The sequence below is a fragment of the Rhodococcus sp. KBS0724 genome, assembly GCF_005938745.2.
Classification (GTDB): domain Bacteria; phylum Actinomycetota; class Actinomycetes; order Mycobacteriales; family Mycobacteriaceae; genus Rhodococcus_F.
In genome coordinates this window covers 6,283,044-6,298,731 of sequence record NZ_VCBX02000001.1, presented here as the reverse complement: position 1 = coordinate 6,298,731, position 15,688 = coordinate 6,283,044, and the positions used below count along the sequence as shown (strand labels likewise).

13 protein-coding genes are annotated in these 15,688 nt (G+C 61.4%); 3 read left to right on the top strand and 10 right to left on the bottom strand.

Annotation, left to right across the window (positions count from 1 at the left end; translation table 11 throughout):
• The first annotated feature begins 4 nt into the window (after nt 1–4).
• The gene (locus FFI94_RS29070; RefSeq protein ID WP_138870884.1) at nt 5–631 is read left to right on the top strand and encodes a TetR/AcrR family transcriptional regulator; all 627 of its coding nucleotides are present in this window, start codon (nt 5–7) and stop codon (nt 629–631) included.
• Nucleotides 632–687: 56 nt separating this feature from the next.
• Here the strand turns inward: FFI94_RS29070 and FFI94_RS29060 are convergent, their stop codons facing one another.
• The 7 genes from FFI94_RS29060 to FFI94_RS29030 all read right to left on the bottom strand — a co-directional run bounded on the left by FFI94_RS29060 (nt 688) and on the right by FFI94_RS29030 (nt 9,393).
• Nucleotides 688–2,310: a long-chain fatty acid--CoA ligase gene (locus FFI94_RS29060; RefSeq protein ID WP_138870883.1), complete on the bottom strand. Its 1,623-nt coding sequence runs from the start codon at nt 2,308–2,310 to the stop codon at nt 688–690.
• Nucleotides 2,311–2,406: 96 nt separating this feature from the next.
• Nucleotides 2,407–4,080 (bottom strand): dihydroxyacetone kinase family protein, encoded by a 1,674-nt coding sequence (locus FFI94_RS29055; RefSeq protein WP_138870882.1) that lies wholly within the window; start codon nt 4,078–4,080, stop codon nt 2,407–2,409.
• 19 nt (nt 4,081–4,099) lie between these two features.
• The gene (locus FFI94_RS29050; protein WP_138870881.1) at nt 4,100–4,861 is read right to left on the bottom strand and encodes a sulfite exporter TauE/SafE family protein; all 762 of its coding nucleotides are present in this window, start codon (nt 4,859–4,861) and stop codon (nt 4,100–4,102) included.
• Nucleotides 4,862–5,054: 193 nt separating this feature from the next.
• Nucleotides 5,055–6,422: a rhodanese-like domain-containing protein gene (locus tag FFI94_RS29045; RefSeq protein ID WP_138870880.1), complete on the bottom strand. Its 1,368-nt coding sequence runs from the start codon at nt 6,420–6,422 to the stop codon at nt 5,055–5,057.
• Nucleotides 6,423–6,521: 99 nt separating this feature from the next.
• Nucleotides 6,522–7,946 carry a DUF2252 domain-containing protein gene (locus tag FFI94_RS29040; RefSeq protein WP_138870879.1) on the bottom strand — a complete coding sequence of 475 codons (1,425 nt, stop codon included), beginning with the start codon at nt 7,944–7,946 and terminating at the stop codon, nt 6,522–6,524.
• Between the two features lie 140 nt (nt 7,947–8,086).
• On the bottom strand, nt 8,087–8,416 hold the full coding sequence (locus FFI94_RS29035; RefSeq protein ID WP_138870878.1) for a DUF6292 family protein: 330 nt from the start codon (nt 8,414–8,416) through the stop codon (nt 8,087–8,089).
• A 74-nt stretch (nt 8,417–8,490) separates the two neighbouring features.
• Complete coding sequence (locus tag FFI94_RS29030) at nt 8,491–9,393, bottom strand: Lrp/AsnC family transcriptional regulator (RefSeq protein ID WP_138870877.1); 903 nt, start codon at nt 9,391–9,393, stop codon at nt 8,491–8,493.
• A gap of 258 nt (nt 9,394–9,651) precedes the next feature.
• Here FFI94_RS29030 and FFI94_RS29025 point away from each other — a divergent pair, with 258 nt between their 5' ends.
• Nucleotides 9,652–11,367 carry an amidohydrolase gene (locus FFI94_RS29025; protein ID WP_138870876.1) on the top strand — a complete coding sequence of 572 codons (1,716 nt, stop codon included), beginning with the start codon at nt 9,652–9,654 and terminating at the stop codon, nt 11,365–11,367.
• Nucleotides 11,367–12,701: an MFS transporter gene (locus tag FFI94_RS29020; protein WP_138870875.1), complete on the top strand. Its 1,335-nt coding sequence runs from the start codon at nt 11,367–11,369 to the stop codon at nt 12,699–12,701. The genes FFI94_RS29025 and FFI94_RS29020 overlap by 1 nt, the downstream gene beginning before the upstream one ends.
• A gap of 107 nt (nt 12,702–12,808) precedes the next feature.
• On the opposite strand, the gene FFI94_RS29015 is transcribed toward FFI94_RS29020, so the two are convergent.
• From FFI94_RS29015 to FFI94_RS29005, 3 genes are all read right to left on the bottom strand, one after another.
• Nucleotides 12,809–13,330 (bottom strand): ANTAR domain-containing protein, encoded by a 522-nt coding sequence (locus FFI94_RS29015; protein WP_260684408.1) that lies wholly within the window; start codon nt 13,328–13,330, stop codon nt 12,809–12,811.
• Nucleotides 13,331–13,485: 155 nt separating this feature from the next.
• Nucleotides 13,486–14,319 carry a S9 family peptidase gene (locus tag FFI94_RS29010; protein WP_260684407.1) on the bottom strand — a complete coding sequence of 278 codons (834 nt, stop codon included), beginning with the start codon at nt 14,317–14,319 and terminating at the stop codon, nt 13,486–13,488.
• 124 nt (nt 14,320–14,443) lie between these two features.
• On the bottom strand, nt 14,444–15,490 hold the full coding sequence (locus tag FFI94_RS29005) for a LacI family DNA-binding transcriptional regulator (RefSeq protein WP_138870873.1): 1,047 nt from the start codon (nt 15,488–15,490) through the stop codon (nt 14,444–14,446).
• Nucleotides 15,491–15,688 lie beyond the last annotated feature (198 nt).

Genomic DNA, 15,688 nt, shown 5'->3' with positions numbered 1-15,688 from the left:
TTGCATGACTAGCGAAGCGGCGAATGTGGATTCGGTGGCAGCGGACTGGAGGTCCTTCCCCCCGCTGGTGATGAGTGACATCCTGACGGCTTCGCTGGAACTGTTCGACGAGAACGGTTACCACGGCACAACAGTGCGGCAAATCGCCAACTGTGTCGGGGTAACCGTCCCCGCGCTCTACTATCACCACGCGAACAAAGAAGCCGTTCTGGTTGCATTGTTCGAAGTCTCGATGAGCGAATTGAATACCCGGACCGAAGCGGCGGCAGCAGAAGCCGGCGAGAACCCGGTGACGCGCTTCGCGCTGGTGGTCGAGGCGATCGTTCTGTACATGACCCATCGGGCGCGCCACGCAGCATTGGATACCGAGATCCGGCACGTCTCACCGGAAAGTCGAAGTCGATACGCGGCCAGTCGAAAACGGCTCGAGTTGTTGATGCGCAGAATCGTCAATGACGGTGTGGCATCAGGAGATTTCTTGGTCACCGATACGGAAGAAACCGTGCGGGCCATACTCGGAATGGCTCAATCTCTACCGCGTTGGTTCCAGACCGGCGGCCCGATGTCACCGTCGCAGTTGGCAGTGAAGTACGTCGACATCGCTTTGCATACCGTCGGGTATCGACCGTAAACGAAGGCGGGCAACAGGTTTCCTGCCTGTTGCCCGCCTTCGATGTTCACTTTGTATCAGAGGCGTGTGACGTTGAGTCCGCCATCGTGGTAATCGGCCCGCAGGCGCTTCTTGTCGAACTTGCCGACGCTCGTCTTCGGAACTTCCTGCACCACAGCCCAGTTCTCGGGCAGCTGCCACTTTGCGATCTTGTCCGAAAGGAACTCTTGCAGTTCGGACATCGTTGTCGCTGAGTCTGCACGTAGGACGACCGCCACCAGCGGTCGCTCATCCCACTTCTCGTCGGGAATGCCGATAACGGCGGCTTCCATGACATCGGGATGGCCCATCACCGCGTTCTCGAGATCAACCGACGAAATCCACTCGCCGCCCGACTTGATGATGTCCTTCGAACGGTCCGAGAGGCTGAGGAAGCCGTCGGCCGTGATGGATCCGACGTCGCCGGTCTTGAGCCAACCGTCGTTGAACTTGTCGGCAGCGTCGACGCCGTAGTACGACGCCGTGATCCAGGGGCCGCGCACTTCGAGCTCGCCGACGGAAACACCGTCGTGGGCAACAGCTTTGCCCTCATCGTCGATGAGGCGCGACTCGACGGATGCGGGGAAGCGGCCTTGCGAGTAGCGGTACTTCCACATCTCGTCTCCCGTGACGCCGAGCGGCGGACGAGCCACGGAGCCGAGCGGCGAGGTTTCCGTCATGCCCCAGGCGTGCAGAACGCTGACGCTGTGATCGTTTTCGAACGCGTGCATCAGCGCCGGCGGAACTGCCGAGCCGCCGATCAGGACCTCTCGCATCGACGAGATGTCCTGTGGGTTCTGTTCGAGGTAGAGGTGCAGGCCTTGCCAGATGGTGGGGACCGCGGCGGCGAACGTCGGCTTCTCGCTTGCGATGATCGCAGCCAACGGAGCCGGCTGGAGGAAACGATCGGGCATGATCAGCGAAGCGCCGATCATGAACGCTGCGTAGGGAAGCCCCCACGACATCGCATGAAACTGGGGGACGACGGCAAGTGCGCGGTCACCCTGCTTGAGGTTGGGTCCGTCGCTCATGCAGACCTGCATCGAGTGCAGATAGATCGAACGATGTGAGTACACAACACCTTTGGGATCGCCCGTGGTTCCGGAGGTGTAACACATCGCGGCGGCGCTGCGCTCGTCCACTTCGGGCCAGTCGAACTCGGTCGGCTGCTCCGCGATCAGGCCTTCGTACGTGTGTACCTCGACGCCGGCGGGTGCTTCGAGGCCGGCCGTGGACGAGCCCGTCACGATGATGTGCTTGACCGTCGTGAGGGAAGGCAGTTGGGGAGCGAGCAGCGGGATTAGCGACGGATCGACGATGATCACGTGATCCTCGGCGTGATTGGCAACATGGATCAGCTGCTCGGGGAACAACCGGATGTTGAGGGTGTGCAGGACAGCACCCATTGCCGGAATGCCGAGGTACGCCTCGAGGTGCTCCGAGTTGTTCCACATGAACGTGGCTACTCGCTGATCCCCGTCGACGCCCAGTCCGCGCAGTGCGTGAGCCAACTGAGCGCAGCGACGTCCCACCTCGGCATAGGACGTACGCCGGGGGCCGCTTTCGGTCCAGGTCACAACCTCGGCTGCGCCGTGGACTGAGGCGCCGTGGCGCAGGATTTGAGCAATGGAGAGTGGGGCGTCTTGCATCGTGCTCAGCATGGGCTACTCCTGGTTGTCATGCGATCCTGTGCTTTCCAGACGGGTCGCAATCAAGGACTGGTGATGCAAGGCTAGTCATATCGTCTGCGTGCGGCGCTAGTGACCCACTGCACACTCGAAGAACCAGGCGATGACGAGCGCTCCCGGGTCGACGACGCCACGTGCGGCCTCGCCGACATAGCTTGCGCGGCCCCGGCTGGCGATCAACATTTCCGTCGACTCGGCTCCCACGCGGGCGGCATCCGAAGTCCGTTGCAACACCTCTGTGCGTACGCCGTCGAGTCGAACTCCTTCCTCGAGTGCGTCGACAGCGGGGGCTATCGCATCCACCATCGTCTTGTCTCCGGGGCGCGCTCCACCGAGTGCGGTGATGTTGTCCAAGCCCGAGCGTGCCGCCGCGGCGACGGCCGCGAGATCCAGTTCACTTTCGCGAGCTACGCGGAAGAAATGCCGGAACCAGATCCCGAACAGTGCGCCAGACGTTCCTCCAGCATGACCGAGATAGGCCTGCGAGATGGCTTCGAACGTTGTTGCTGCAGAATAGGTATTGCGCATCGCAGCCAAATCCAGTTGCTCCAGTGCGGCCACCATGTTAGTGCCGAAATCGCCGTCACCGGCCCGCCGATCGAGATCGGTGAGGGCAGGTTCCTCATCGAGCACCTTCTGCGCCCAATCAGCCACCCAGGCCCCGATATTTCTGTCGGACGTGGCGGTGGCCGGTGCTGTGTACGAGGGGCCGAAGGATTCCCGCGGACCAACCGCCGAGTAACTCCGTGCCGGCGAATTCGGCCAGGCCGGGGCGGCAGTCGAGGCATCCCACAGTTCGAGGATCCCATCGTCGACACGCACCAAGGTGACGGATGCGCCTGCCATGTTCATCGCCGTCACAAATGTTCCGACGAGGGGGCGTTCGATGCGAATGCCCTTCTCGCCTAGATATTCTCCGAGTTCGGCAAACAGCAATTGAAGTTCAAGAGGATGAGTTGCGCCCAATCCGTTGACCAGCGCGATGACCCGATCTCCATCGGCCAGTTCGAGTGAGTCGATAATCGGATCGGTCAGCCGACGCACCAGTTCGGGAGCAGGCAACGCGTCGATGCGCTCCCGTCCTCGCTCGCCGTGGATGCCGATGCCGAGTTCCATCTGACCTTCGGGTAGATCGAACGACGGTTCCGTTGCTCCGGGGAGCGTGCACGGCGCAAGAGCGACAGCCATGCTGCGTGCCGATTTCGCGACAAGGCGACCGATCCGCACTACCTCCGCCAAGCTCTCGCCGCGTTCGGCTGCGGCACCGCAAACCTTTTCGACAACCACGGTGGCTGCCGTACCGCGGCGTCCGGGTCCGTCGCCGTCAGCTCGTTCGGTTGCGACATCGTCATCGACAAGCACTACGTCGGCGTCGATGTTGTCTTCTCGCAGCAACTCTCGCGCGATACCGAAGTTCATGACGTCGCCGGTGTAGTTCTTCACGATATGGAGGACACCGCCGCCGGCGTCGACAGCTTTGGACGCCTCGTGAATCTGCAGGGCGTTGGGTGAGGTGAAGACCAGGCCGGGGCAGACGGCGGTCAGCATTCCCGCACCGAGGAACCCGGCGTGCATCGGTTCATGTCCGGATCCGCCGCCGGAAACAATGGCGACCTGTCCCTTGGGCAGCGGCTGTGCTCGAGTGAGGTAGCCGGGGTCTGGGTTCCAGGCAATGTCGTCGGTGGAGGCGATCACACCGCGAAGTGCGTCGGGGACAAATGTCTTTGCGCTGCGCATGAACATGCATCCAGCCTATGCCTGGCTAAACCTGGAGCACGACAAACCCGGCCACTGCGAAGATCAAGTACGCAAACCACTTCTGCAGCTGCGCAGTGTTGATCCTCTTTCCGAACCGACCGGCCACGAATGATCCCGCGATGGCGGTTGAGGTGAATGCGACGACCAAGCCCCAGTCGAGTGTGAGATCTCCGAGGTAGGCAAGCACGCCGGACGCGGAGTTGGCACTGACGATCACCAACGACGTGCCCACCGCAACCGGCATGGTGATGCCCAGCAGCAGGACAAGGGCCGGGACGATCAGGAACCCGCCGCCCACTCCGAAGAGTCCCGTCAGGAAGCCGACTCCCAAGCCTGCGGGGATTGCGCGCGAGGTGCACCGTCGCCAGTTGACGGTTGAGTCCACGGCACGGCACGCCGTCCCCGTGCCGCCGGTTTCAGTCAGCATCCTGATGCCCGCGACCACCATGACGATGGCAAAGCCCGTCATGGTGATGGACGGTGGAAGCATCCGGTTGACTGCACTACCGGCAAAGGCTGCGAGGAAGCCTGTGGCGGCAAAGACTGCGGCCACCGGCCATTGAACCTCTCGCGCAGTAACTTTGGGAAAAGAGCCGAACAGTGACGCGATGCCGACAACGATCAAGGACATGGGTACGGCCTGCTCCAGCGGAATGCCCAGGGCGTACACCAATACGGGAACTGCGAGTATGGATCCGCCGCCGCCGAGTAACCCGAGCAAGGAGCCGATGACGGTACCCAGCGCCAAGGTGAGAGCGACCGTCATGTGGCTACCGCCGGAACAGGTTTTTGAAGAATCCCGTGTCGGAGGTTTCACGCTCGCAGGTGCAGCGCTGCGCTGGCGGAACGGAATTCATGACGCCGTCGACGTGCTGGCCGCAACCATCCCACGTAGTCTTCGAGCAATTCGAACAGGTGACGGGATAACACATGTTTTCTCCTGAAAGGGGTAGTGGTGGTTAGGCGTCGAGCCAGGCGTTGTAGCCACCGACGAGGTCGCTGACGCGACTGCGGCCGTGCGCGCGCAGCAAGGAGGCGGCGACGCTGGAACGCCAGCCGCCGGCGCAGTGGACGATCACGGGATGATCGGCCGGTAATTCGTCTATGCGAGAGCGTAATTGCGCCAGCGGAATGGGCAGTGCACCAGGAATCGTGCCGAACTCCCTCTCTCCGGGGTTGCGAATATCGACGAGAGTGACAGCGTCGTCGGCAAGAAGCTGCGCTAGTTCCGGTGTGGTGGTACGCGGAGCAGTCTGCACGAGGTCGGACAACTCCGCTGGGATTGTGCCGGCAGCCCGTGAATTCACATAGCCGATGACCGCATCGGAACCGATGCGGGCCAGCCGTTTAGCGCTCTCCTGTTCTTCGCCGGGGTAGGTGATCAGCACTATGCGGTCGCCGATGTCGGACACCATTCCGGCAGTCTCGGCGAAGCGGCCGTCGAATCCGACGTTGACGCTGCCGCTCAAGTGACCTGCCGCGAAATCCTCGACGCTACGAGCGTCAAGGACTGCTGTGCCCGAAGATAATTCAGCTCGCAGGTCTGCGAAGCTCAGCTCCGGAACATGGCGTTCGGGATCGAGCAATGCGCGGACGCTCTTGTTCAGCGCAACGTCAGCGGCAAAGTACGACGGCACCGAAGGTTGTCCCTCGGTGATCATCTCGACAAAAGTGGCCTCACTCATCGGGGCCACAGACGGATTCGTGCGTCGTTGCTCGCCGATGGTGGATGTCAACTGATCCGACATGTTCTTGCCACACGACGACCCGGCGCCGTGTGCCGGCATGACGAGCACGGAATCGGGGAGAGATAGGAGCACGTCGTGAATCGTGCGGTACATCGCCTGCGCCAGTTCGGTATTGGTGCCGTTTCCGAGGTTGGCCAGGTCGGGGCGTCCGACGTCGCCGATGAACAGTGAGTCGCCGGTGAGAACAGCAGTGGGTGTGGCGCCTGCGCTCTCGCGGATCAGCAGACTGATGGATTCCCAGGTGTGCCCGGGTGTGGCAAGGATTTCGATGTCGATCTCGCCGAGCGAGATGTGCTCGCCGTGCGCCAGTCGTGCGATGGGGTATTCGGTGTCGGCGGCTTCGCCGAAGCCGATCCAGGCGTCTGTCGCATTGCGCAACTCGAGGTGGCCGGAGACAAAATCGGCGTGGAAGTGTGTGTTGACGACACCCACGATCTTCAGGCCGTAGCGCTTGGCGTCCTCGAGGTAGCCGTCGACATCGCGGCGAGGATCCACCACGATGGCCGTACCGCTTTGCTCGTCGCCGATCAGGTACGAAGCGTGCGACAGGCATTCGATGTAGTACTGCTCGAGAATCATCTCCGCGCCTCCTGGTTCACTGTGTCGAAACCCAGCATGCCGCATACCCCCCGGGGTATGCACATAGCAGTGACGAAGACCACGAGTGGCGCACGTGGATCAGATCCCGGTTTCCGCGGCAATCCGGCCGTCGGCCACAGCCTTCTGCAGTTCCCCGTGGTCGCGTTCCGTTTGGTCGGCATACAGTCGCGCGAAGCGGGTGAGGGCAACGTCAACCATGTCCGAAGAGCCGAGATATCCCGAGATCAACGACGCACCACTGGTTCGGGCGTGCCCCTTGGCGAGCAGTCGGCCGCAGATGGCAACGTAGTCGGTGAGGGCGGACGCATCGATGTTGTTGAGATCCACCGAACCCTTCATATTTCGGAACTGGCGGACGTAATACTGGCGATCGTCCACCGTGCACCAGCCGAGCAGAGGATCGCTGACGGTTTGAAGGGCCTGCTGGTATTCGGCGACGCGTCGGCCTTGGTGATCGTGCCACGCGCTTGTGCCGTGCACGAACGGGGCGACAACGGAGCGCCTGGCTTGCTTGAGCTGAAGAAACAGAACGTCGTCCGGGATGCTGCCCTCGCACAACGCGACAAACGCGCGCAAGGCAACGCTGCCGACACCCACCACTCGATGCGCGACGTCGACGACGTTGTATCCGGAAACCACTCGACGCCAGTGCGGGGCAAGGGTTTCGAGGTACTGGTCGAGCCCCTGAAGGAGGAAGTCGGTGTCTTCCGGGCTGAGATGGGTTGTCAGTGGGGGGCTTTCCAGGAACTTTCGACGCCCGTTCTCCTCGGTGGTGAAACGCGAGAGTGCGTGATCACTGGTGCGTTTGCGAGCGCGCTCTGCGGCCCGGGCGATTTCGGCCAGCAATCCTGGGTCGGTGACGTGCGCAGTGAGTCCGTTCAGATCGACCCGGTCGAAGGACCTTCCGAACAGTGGCCGTTCCGCAAGTGTGGCCAAATGGTTCCGATATGCGGAGGTACACGAGACCACCGCAGCCTCACATTGGCTTTCGGTGAAACCGTTTTGCCGGCCGGCAACCCAGATGCTGGCGACCAAGCGTCGTAGATCCCATTCCCACGGGCCGGGATGAGCCTCGTCGAAATCGTTGAGATCGATCACCAACTCCCGCTCCGGAGAGCCGTAGAAACCGAAATTGCCGATGTGGGCGTCACCGCAAATAACTGGGGTGATGCCCGTGGTCGGCAACGTCGACAGGTCTTCGGCCATCAAACCTGCTGTGCCGCGCAAGAATCCGTACGGTGAAGCGACCATCCGTCCCACTCGGATGGGGACCAGCCAGTCCAGTCGGCCCTCGTGGGCAGTGTTCACCTGATCAACGGGATCGCGACGATCGGTCGAGGGCGACCAATCGCCGAGCGTGGACCGCGGCACCTGCTTGCGCAGGCTCTTGCCGATCTTTCGGCGTTCGCTACGGGGAGTTTGGCGCGTACGGAGAGTGGCTTTGCCGTCCGGTTCGACCTCGGTTGTGGGTACTTGACCGGCATGTATCTGCGGCAGGGCCATGTCGGTTCTCCTTCGTCGGGCATGCGAACTCGCGCTCGATACTATGCCCGCGCCCACAACGAGCAGACAGGGAGTCGGTGACAAATTGACAGGGCGTCGGTGACAAATAGACAGGGAGTCGGCGACGAATAGACAGAGCGTCAGTGCGACTCGTTGGCCTGCGAAATGAGTTCGACGGCCCGGTCCGCGCACAGCGCAGGATCAGGCATCCGTCCGATTCCGAGGCATTCGAGAACGGCAAAGGATGAATTCGGTGCGTCTTCGGCGCCCAGGGCCCATCCGAAGTAGTGGTTCCACGCCAGTACGGCCCGGTGGCCGCTGTCGAGGGGGAGTTCACACGCTAGGACGACTACTGCATCGAATTCCGGACAGTCGCACCACACTACGGATTCGGCGAATACGGAATCTGCAACGGTAAGAACATACCGTTGACAGGTCGATGCGTCGGGTAGAGCGATGCGAGCGGTCATGTTCGCTCCTCGGATCGGGTGCTGACCGCAGAGTTCCCGTTATCGAGGAACGAAAACGTCTTCTTTGTCGGTGTTCAGTCTCGAACGTCGAGGCTGCGGGCATAGTGCTCTTTGAAGACTTCAAGGTGCGCCCAGGACTCCAAACCGCTGACTCCGTCGATCCGGCGAATACGTTCCGACAGCGAATGGAGGTCGCTCGCGGAATTCGCCGCGACCGTGGCGATGACGTCGTAGCGTCCCAGCGTTCGAGCCAGGAACTCGATCCCCGGCAGAGACTCGATGGCGGACACCGCGGCATCGTCACGAGAGCCGAGATTCACTCCGATTCCCATTGCCAGTGTGCGTCCGGCACCCCGACGCTTCACGACCGCCCCGACTCGCAGTGCCGTGCTCGAGATCAGGTGGTTGACGCGATTGCGTACCGCACTCGGTGACAGTCCAGTGTGTTCAGCCAGCTCGAGGAAGGGCATTCGGCCGTTGCGTTCGAGTAGCTCGATCAGTGCGACATCAACCGAGTCGAGGCGAATCTCGGATTGTAATGCGCTGTCCGGCATGAAGATTCCCTTGACAACGTCGACATAGACCAGCGTGCTCACCGATTTCACGCCACTGTGTGAGCGGAGTTCGGCAATTGCTCGATACAGATCGTCGTGGCTGGGCACTCGAAGTTCCGTGATCACGTTGTACTGCCCGCTGACTGCCGAGACGTAGACGGCCGATTCGGATTCGATCAAGGCATTGATGACCGGTGTGAGTGAGCCGGACACGGCGATCGACACGTGTGCGAGGGCCTTCAGCCCGAGTAGTTCGGGATGCGCGACGGCGACCACGGACACCGTTCCGGAGTCGAGCAAGGCCTGGACTCTGGTGGAGACAGCCGCACGCGGAGCGTTGACGGCCGCGGACAGTTCACGGTAGGTCGCGCGCCCGTTCCGCTGAAGTGCGGCAATGAGCTCGGAATCGAGATCAGCGGTCATGGTGTCCCAACTTTTCCGGAGATTTTTCTGTCGCTGCTACCTATTAGAACATTCGCATGTGGACGTCGATGACGTGGATAAGTGCGGAAATGATCGTAGATTGGAACAAAAAAGTTGTGGACCGCATGGTCTGAAACTTTGGTGTATTGCATCACTCCAGGTCGGGGCGTAGTTTTCGCTCATCAAGTAGTGAGCTGCACCACCTACGACGTGCACCACCCACGAACGCACCACCATCTCCACAAAGGACCCACCACCATGCGCAAGTTGCACACGCACGAAGCCTCGCCGCTCGACTCCCGAGCCACCATCTTCACCGGCGCCACGATTCACACTGTTGACGACAACACGTCCGGAGCCGACGCGTTCCTGGTGTTCGGAAACCGCTTTGCCGCAGTAGGAACGCTCGAGCACTGCCGGACTGAGGCTCGGCGACTGAGCAGTCGAACGGCCGCAGTTGTCGAACTCGACGGCGCTACCGTGGTGCCGGGATTCGTCGATCCTCACGCACACCCGTTGATGTACGGGCAGATGCTCAGCTGGGTGGACTGCGGTCCGGAGAAGGCCCACTCGATCCCCGGAATCATTGCGCTGCTTCAGGAAGCGGCACTTACAGCTCCTGCGGGTGTCCCGATTCGCGGATACGGCTACGAGCATCGCAACCTGATCGAAGGGCGTCATCCGCTCAAGGAAGAGCTCGACCAGGTCGCCACTGATCGCGAGGTCTACCTCATGAACGCGAGCGGTCACGGCGGCGTCGTCAACTCTTTCACTTTCGACAAGCACGGCATCGATGCGAGCACAGCGAACCCCGCCGGTGGAGAGTTCTTCCGAGATACAGACGGCGAGCTGACGGGTGAGCTGTCCGACGCCGCGTGCAACATCCTCACCGGCGTCAACGGAGTGAAGGTCGGTCATCACGGACCCAACTTCCACCTCGAGGACGAGCCGGAGGAGCACCTTCGCCAGCTGTCGGTCGCTCAGGACAAGTTCCTGGCGGGCGGTGTCACAACGATCGGTGATTGCCAGGTGACCCGTCGGGAATTCGACATGTACCTGCGTCTGGCGGAGCAGGATCAGCTCAAGACTCGCGTCAGCATGTACATGCTCAGCCACCTCCTCGATCACGTGATCGACACGGGAATGCATGGCGCCTTTGGCAATTCACGCCTGGCATTCGGTGGCATCAAGTTCTATGCCGACGGCACACTCGGCGGCTGGACCGCGTACTTCCCCGACGGTTACGTGGGCGACCCGTGCCGCACCGGGCAGCTTTATCACGAGCCCGCGGACTACTCGGATCTGATCGCCAAGGCTCATGCGGTCGGTTTGCAGACTGCAACGCACGCTCAGTCTCCGACGGCCATCGACATGGTGCTGGACGCCATCGAAGCCGCACAGAAAGCTCATCCGGATGCCGATGCCCGTCACCGCATCGAGCATTGCGGACTCCCGACGGCTGAGCAGATCGCCCGAATGAACCTAGCCGGTATCTACCCGGTGAACCAACCGCAGCACTACTACAACTGGGGCGAGGGCGTCACAGCAGCAATCGGAACCCCCGGTGAGCGGTTCAACCCGCTCGGCGAGTTCATCGCCGCCGAGGTACCCGTGACCATCAGCTCCGACGCTCCCGTTGCCGAACCCAAGCCGCTCGAGGCGATTCAGGCAGCCGTCACTCGCGTGACGCGTCAGGGACACCAACTCGGCTCCGACGCTCTCCGCATCACTGCCGACCAGGCTCTTCAGGCTCACACGCTCAACGGCGCACGCGCGCTCGGACGCGAAGCAGAACTGGGCAGCATCACGGTCGGCAAACGGGCCGACTTCGTCATTCTGGGCGCGGATCCTCTCGAGGTTCCGGCCGACGCGATTGCGCAGATCGATGTCCGGGAGACCTGGATCGACGGCGAACTCGCACATTCAGGTCATAACCCCCTATTGTCGAGCACTTCGACCACCGAGGAAAAGTAATGAACCGAGAGCAACAGATCGTGAAGGCCCGCAAGGCGGGATTCGCAGCCTTCGTCGGTACAACTATCGAGTGGTACGACTTCTACGTCTATGCCACGGCAGCCGCCCTGGTATTCGGTGACATCTTCTTCCCGCCCGGAACCGACCGCTTGACCGGTGTCGCGGCAGCGTTCGCGACGTACGCCGTCGGCTTCTTCGCCCGCCCGCTCGGCGGCATCGTGTTCGGTCATGTCGGCGACAAGATGGGCCGACGCACCGCACTGGTCGTCACCCTGACGCTGATGGGCGCAGGCACGTTCCTCATCGGCCTGCTGCCCACTTATGCGTCGATCGGCTTCTGGGCGCCGCTGCTGCTGGTTCTGCTCCGCTTCGTCCAGGGCTTTGCCGTGGGCGGCGAATGGGGCGGCGCTGTCCTGATGGCCGTCGAGCACGCTCCGGAGGACAAGAAGACCTTCTACGGCGGATTCGCGCAGCTGGGCAACCCGGCCGGCGCGCTTCTTGCCACCGGTTTTTTCAGCATTCTCTCCACCTTCGGCGACGACGCGCTGCGTGACTGGGCCTGGCGGCTACCGTTCCTGTGCTCGGCGCTGCTGATTCTTGTCGGCTTGGTTGTTCGACTCAAGGTCGAAGAATCGCCGGTTTTCGAGTCCGAGGTGAAGTCCGCGGACGTACCGGAGATGCTGCCGCTCAAGTACGCGCTGGTGACCAACTGGCGCCCGATCATCCTGGGCATCGGCATTCTGCCCGTCGCCGTCGGCGGCTACTACCTCGTGACGACTTTCATCACGGCGTATGCAACCGACCCCGATGTCGGTTTGTCCGAGACGTTGATTCTCAACGCGCTCAGTGTCGCGGCAGTGGTCGAGTTGATCGCGACACTTGGAGTGGCGTGGCTCGGTGACAAGGTGGGACGCGTTCGCGTCGTCATCTGGGGCCTTGCCGCGGTCGCGATACTCGCAGCGCCGCAGTTCCTCGTCCTGAAGTCCGGATCCGTTTTCCTGATCTTCCTGACCTTCGCGGTCATGCGATTGGTCCTGGCCGCCACCTACGGTCCGATCGCCGCCGTCCTGTCACAGATGTTCAAGCCGCAGGCTAGGTACACGAGCATCTCGTTGGCGTACCAGGGTGCCGGCGCGATCTTCGGTGGATTGTCTCCGCTGGTCTCGACGCTGATGTACAAGGCAACCGGCAGTATCTGGCCGGTCATCGCACTGCTGGTCGGCATGTGCATCCTGAGCATCGTGTGCCTGCTCTTCGCTCCGCAGCACGTGGACGAGGCAACGGATACCGACGGCGCTCCGCAAGACCTGAACAAGGAAGCGGCTTCCGCCTGACTGCCGAGACTCGGCTTCCGCCTGACAACTACACGAAGCTGGGGCAGTACACGATTTCCGTGTACTGCCCCAGCTGTCGTTTCAGGTCAGTTGTCGTTCAGCGACGGTTACGCGCCGACGAGATGGCGATGGAAATGATCGCTGCGGCGGTGGACCTGGCTGAGATTCCTGATCTCACGCAGCCAGAAATGAGAGGCCAATGCGTTGTTGTTGCCGTAGCCGTCGTTCGACGAGTCTTCGTCGATCAAGGCGACAAGCGACTTGATCAGGCTGGTCACCTTGAGGTTGTTGGTCTGAGAATGTCGGACCAGCAGGTCGGCGGCTTCGTCGGTGCTGCAGCGGTAGAGCGTGCAAATGATTTCCAGTGCACGTTCGCGGATACGGCCCGAAGTGGTCGGGATTCGTAGACCGTTTGTAGTGTTGTTGTTCGTGTTTTCGGGGTGAATCATGGTGTTGTACAAGGTATTCCTCTGAACCGCATGGGTTTTGGACCCGTGCGGTGTGTAGCGCATGTTGATACTGGTGCAGTCGGTACGCGATTGGCGGCGGACTCTGTCGGAGCCTTCGGCCTGGTCAACAATCTGCGGGACTGATGAAAGTGCGTAGTGATCAAAGGCGCGGATTTGCACCGAACTGGAAGTATTCCCTGGAACTCTTGTTCCGGGTGAATCGACCGGCTGCCTGACTGACGGCTGCCCTCTGATAACCCCACCGTACGTCATCGAGGTGGTTTCAGCTAATCCTTTTTACTGCGACCGTAGCCACAACTGATGGTTTTAGCTGCTCAAGTAGCGTTTACGTGATCGATAATCGCTTGCTTGGTGGTAGCCCACGCCGCGGATTCTGTGTTGGTGAATTCGCCGTGGCCGACGCCGGGAAGTTCGATCAAGTCGACGCGATCACCGGCCGCGAGGGCTGCGTCGGCATAGCGTCGGCTCTGCTCGATCGAGACCACTCGGTCAGCTTGCCCGTGGAGTGCGGTGACCGGGATGTCGATGGGAAGATGTTCGATCGGCGACGCGATGCGGTAGCGGTCGGGATGGTCGGACGGCATGCCGCCCAAAAGATTTCGAACAAAGCGATCCTTGCCAACGGTGGCCGCGAGTTCCATGTCGAAGACGCCGGCCATAATGGTGGCCGAACGAATAGGTACTTCGAGCGCGGGCTCGGGCGCGTCGACGCCTTGGCTCGGCCGGGACGCTGCCCAGGCGGCGAGTTGGCCGCCCGCAGAATATCCCGCGACGTGTACGCGGTCCAGATCCAATCGGCCGGAGGCTTTTTCCTGCACTACGTCGGCCAAGGCGTTTGTTGCAGCGACGGTGTCCGAGAGAGTGGTGGGCCAACCGCCGTGCCCTCCCACACGCCGATACTCGATGTTCCACACGGCAATTCCGTGGCGCGTCAATGATCGCGCCCACGCACCCGCGTATTCGAGGTTGCTTTTCTGGGCCCATCCGCCGCCGTGAATGAGGACAACCACGGGGAATGAACTGCCGTCGCCAGGAGGTAGATACAAATCCCCGAACGTGTCCGTGTCGGCTGCATAGGAAATTCGGACGGGGTCTACGGATTGGTCGGTGCCCGTAGCGCTCGATACGGAAATGACGAGAGTGAACAAGCAGATCAACGCAACCGCGATATACCGAAGTAGTCGGTTGCCGAAGCGGTGCGCGATGGCCGGATTCCTCTCGTCACGCTGGAGCTTTTGTCGTGAATGGCAGTCTATCTACGACAAGTGAATTTCAGGTGGCGACGGTTCGGTCCGTGCTGGCTCGGATGCGCAGTTCACTGTGGGTATGGCCACGAGTGGGGGGTTCAGTCCCACCGATCAGAGCGAGAAGTGCGTCGACTGCGACCCTTGCTTGTTCCTCGGGGAAGAAGTCGTACGCCGTGATCGGAGGATCGGACACGGTGAGAGCAGGCTCGTCGATGTCCTGAGCGATGAGAATGTCTCCCGGAATCGACAACCCCAGGTCGAGTGCTGCGCGAGCGGCTGCCGGCGCACAGCCGAGAATCAGCGACACAATCGCGTCGGGCGGGTTTTCGGAAGTCAACGCATCGTATGTCGACACATACGCGGCGCGGACGAGTTGCTCGACAGTACCGGCTCCGGATTGGACGCCGAGTGGATTGCTGACTCGAGCACGCATACCGCGGACGTGGCACCACGCGACGTAGGCGTTTGTGGTCGCACGGGTCCATTCGGAATCAGGTCCGGCCGCCAGGACGAAGATGTTGGTTGCGCCCAGTTCTGCAAGGTGGTTCAGCAACGTTTCGGTGGTCGAGACCAGATCAGGGCACGCGTTGTAGCCGAAATAATCCGAAGTTGCGGGACCAATTGCTACAGAGGGGATTCGGATCTTCTGTAAGACGTCGATGCGGGGATCCTGTGACATCGGATCGACAACGATCACGCCGTCCATCGGGATGCGTCGTAGACCGTTCGGATCTTTCATCGACGGCAGTAGCAAGAGCGAATGATCGGCGTGAAACGCAGCCTGCGTCGCAGAAGTCGCGACCCGCCCGTACCAATCGAAGTTGAGGTACTCCGCGGAAGACAACTCGGCCGGTGCCGGGAGCATCAAGCCGAGCGTCGCGGTTCGGCCCGATCGCAAATTCTGCGCCGCCCGGTTGGCTGTGTAACCGAGTTGGTCGGCGACATTTTGGACTCTGGCGCGAGTGGCCGCGTCCACCCTTCCTTTGCCGTTGAGAGCGTACGAGACCGTCGAGACCGCAACCCCTGCTGCGGTCGCGACATCGCGAAGCGTCGGGGTATTCGGCGTGCCCATTGTCGACTCGTTCCTACTCGCTGGTCGGTTTGTGTTTCCAGGGTATCGCTCAATCGTTTCGGCGTGTGTCAGATGTGGGCCATGGGCACCGATAGAACCTTGAGGAGAATCGTTTCATCGCAGGTATTGACTCTGATGAAACGATTCGGCACTCTCTAAGAATGCCGGTGGAACGTCGAGTGAAATTTGGGGCGAACC

What these genes read in the sequence shown, in the direction of transcription:
- FFI94_RS29040 (WP_138870879.1), bottom strand. Translation starts at nt 7,946, where the DNA reads ATGGCCCTGCCGCAGATACATGCCGGTCAAGTACCCACAACCGAGGTC.
- FFI94_RS29050 (WP_138870881.1), bottom strand. Translation starts at nt 4,861, where the DNA reads ATGACGGTCGCTCTCACCTTGGCGCTGGGTACCGTCATCGGCTCCTTG.
- FFI94_RS29025 (WP_138870876.1), top strand. Translation starts at nt 9,652, where the DNA reads ATGCGCAAGTTGCACACGCACGAAGCCTCGCCGCTCGACTCCCGAGCC.
- FFI94_RS29005 (WP_138870873.1), bottom strand. Translation starts at nt 15,490, where the DNA reads ATGGGCACGCCGAATACCCCGACGCTTCGCGATGTCGCGACCGCAGCA.
- FFI94_RS29060 (WP_138870883.1), bottom strand. Translation starts at nt 2,310, where the DNA reads ATGCTGAGCACGATGCAAGACGCCCCACTCTCCATTGCTCAAATCCTG.
- FFI94_RS29045 (WP_138870880.1), bottom strand. Translation starts at nt 6,422, where the DNA reads ATGATTCTCGAGCAGTACTACATCGAATGCCTGTCGCACGCTTCGTAC.
- FFI94_RS29055 (WP_138870882.1), bottom strand. Translation starts at nt 4,080, where the DNA reads ATGTTCATGCGCAGCGCAAAGACATTTGTCCCCGACGCACTTCGCGGT.
- FFI94_RS29020 (WP_138870875.1), top strand. Translation starts at nt 11,367, where the DNA reads ATGAACCGAGAGCAACAGATCGTGAAGGCCCGCAAGGCGGGATTCGCA.
- FFI94_RS29070 (WP_138870884.1), top strand. Translation starts at nt 5, where the DNA reads ATGACTAGCGAAGCGGCGAATGTGGATTCGGTGGCAGCGGACTGGAGG.
- FFI94_RS29030 (WP_138870877.1), bottom strand. Translation starts at nt 9,393, where the DNA reads ATGACCGCTGATCTCGATTCCGAGCTCATTGCCGCACTTCAGCGGAAC.
- FFI94_RS29035 (WP_138870878.1), bottom strand. Translation starts at nt 8,416, where the DNA reads ATGACCGCTCGCATCGCTCTACCCGACGCATCGACCTGTCAACGGTAT.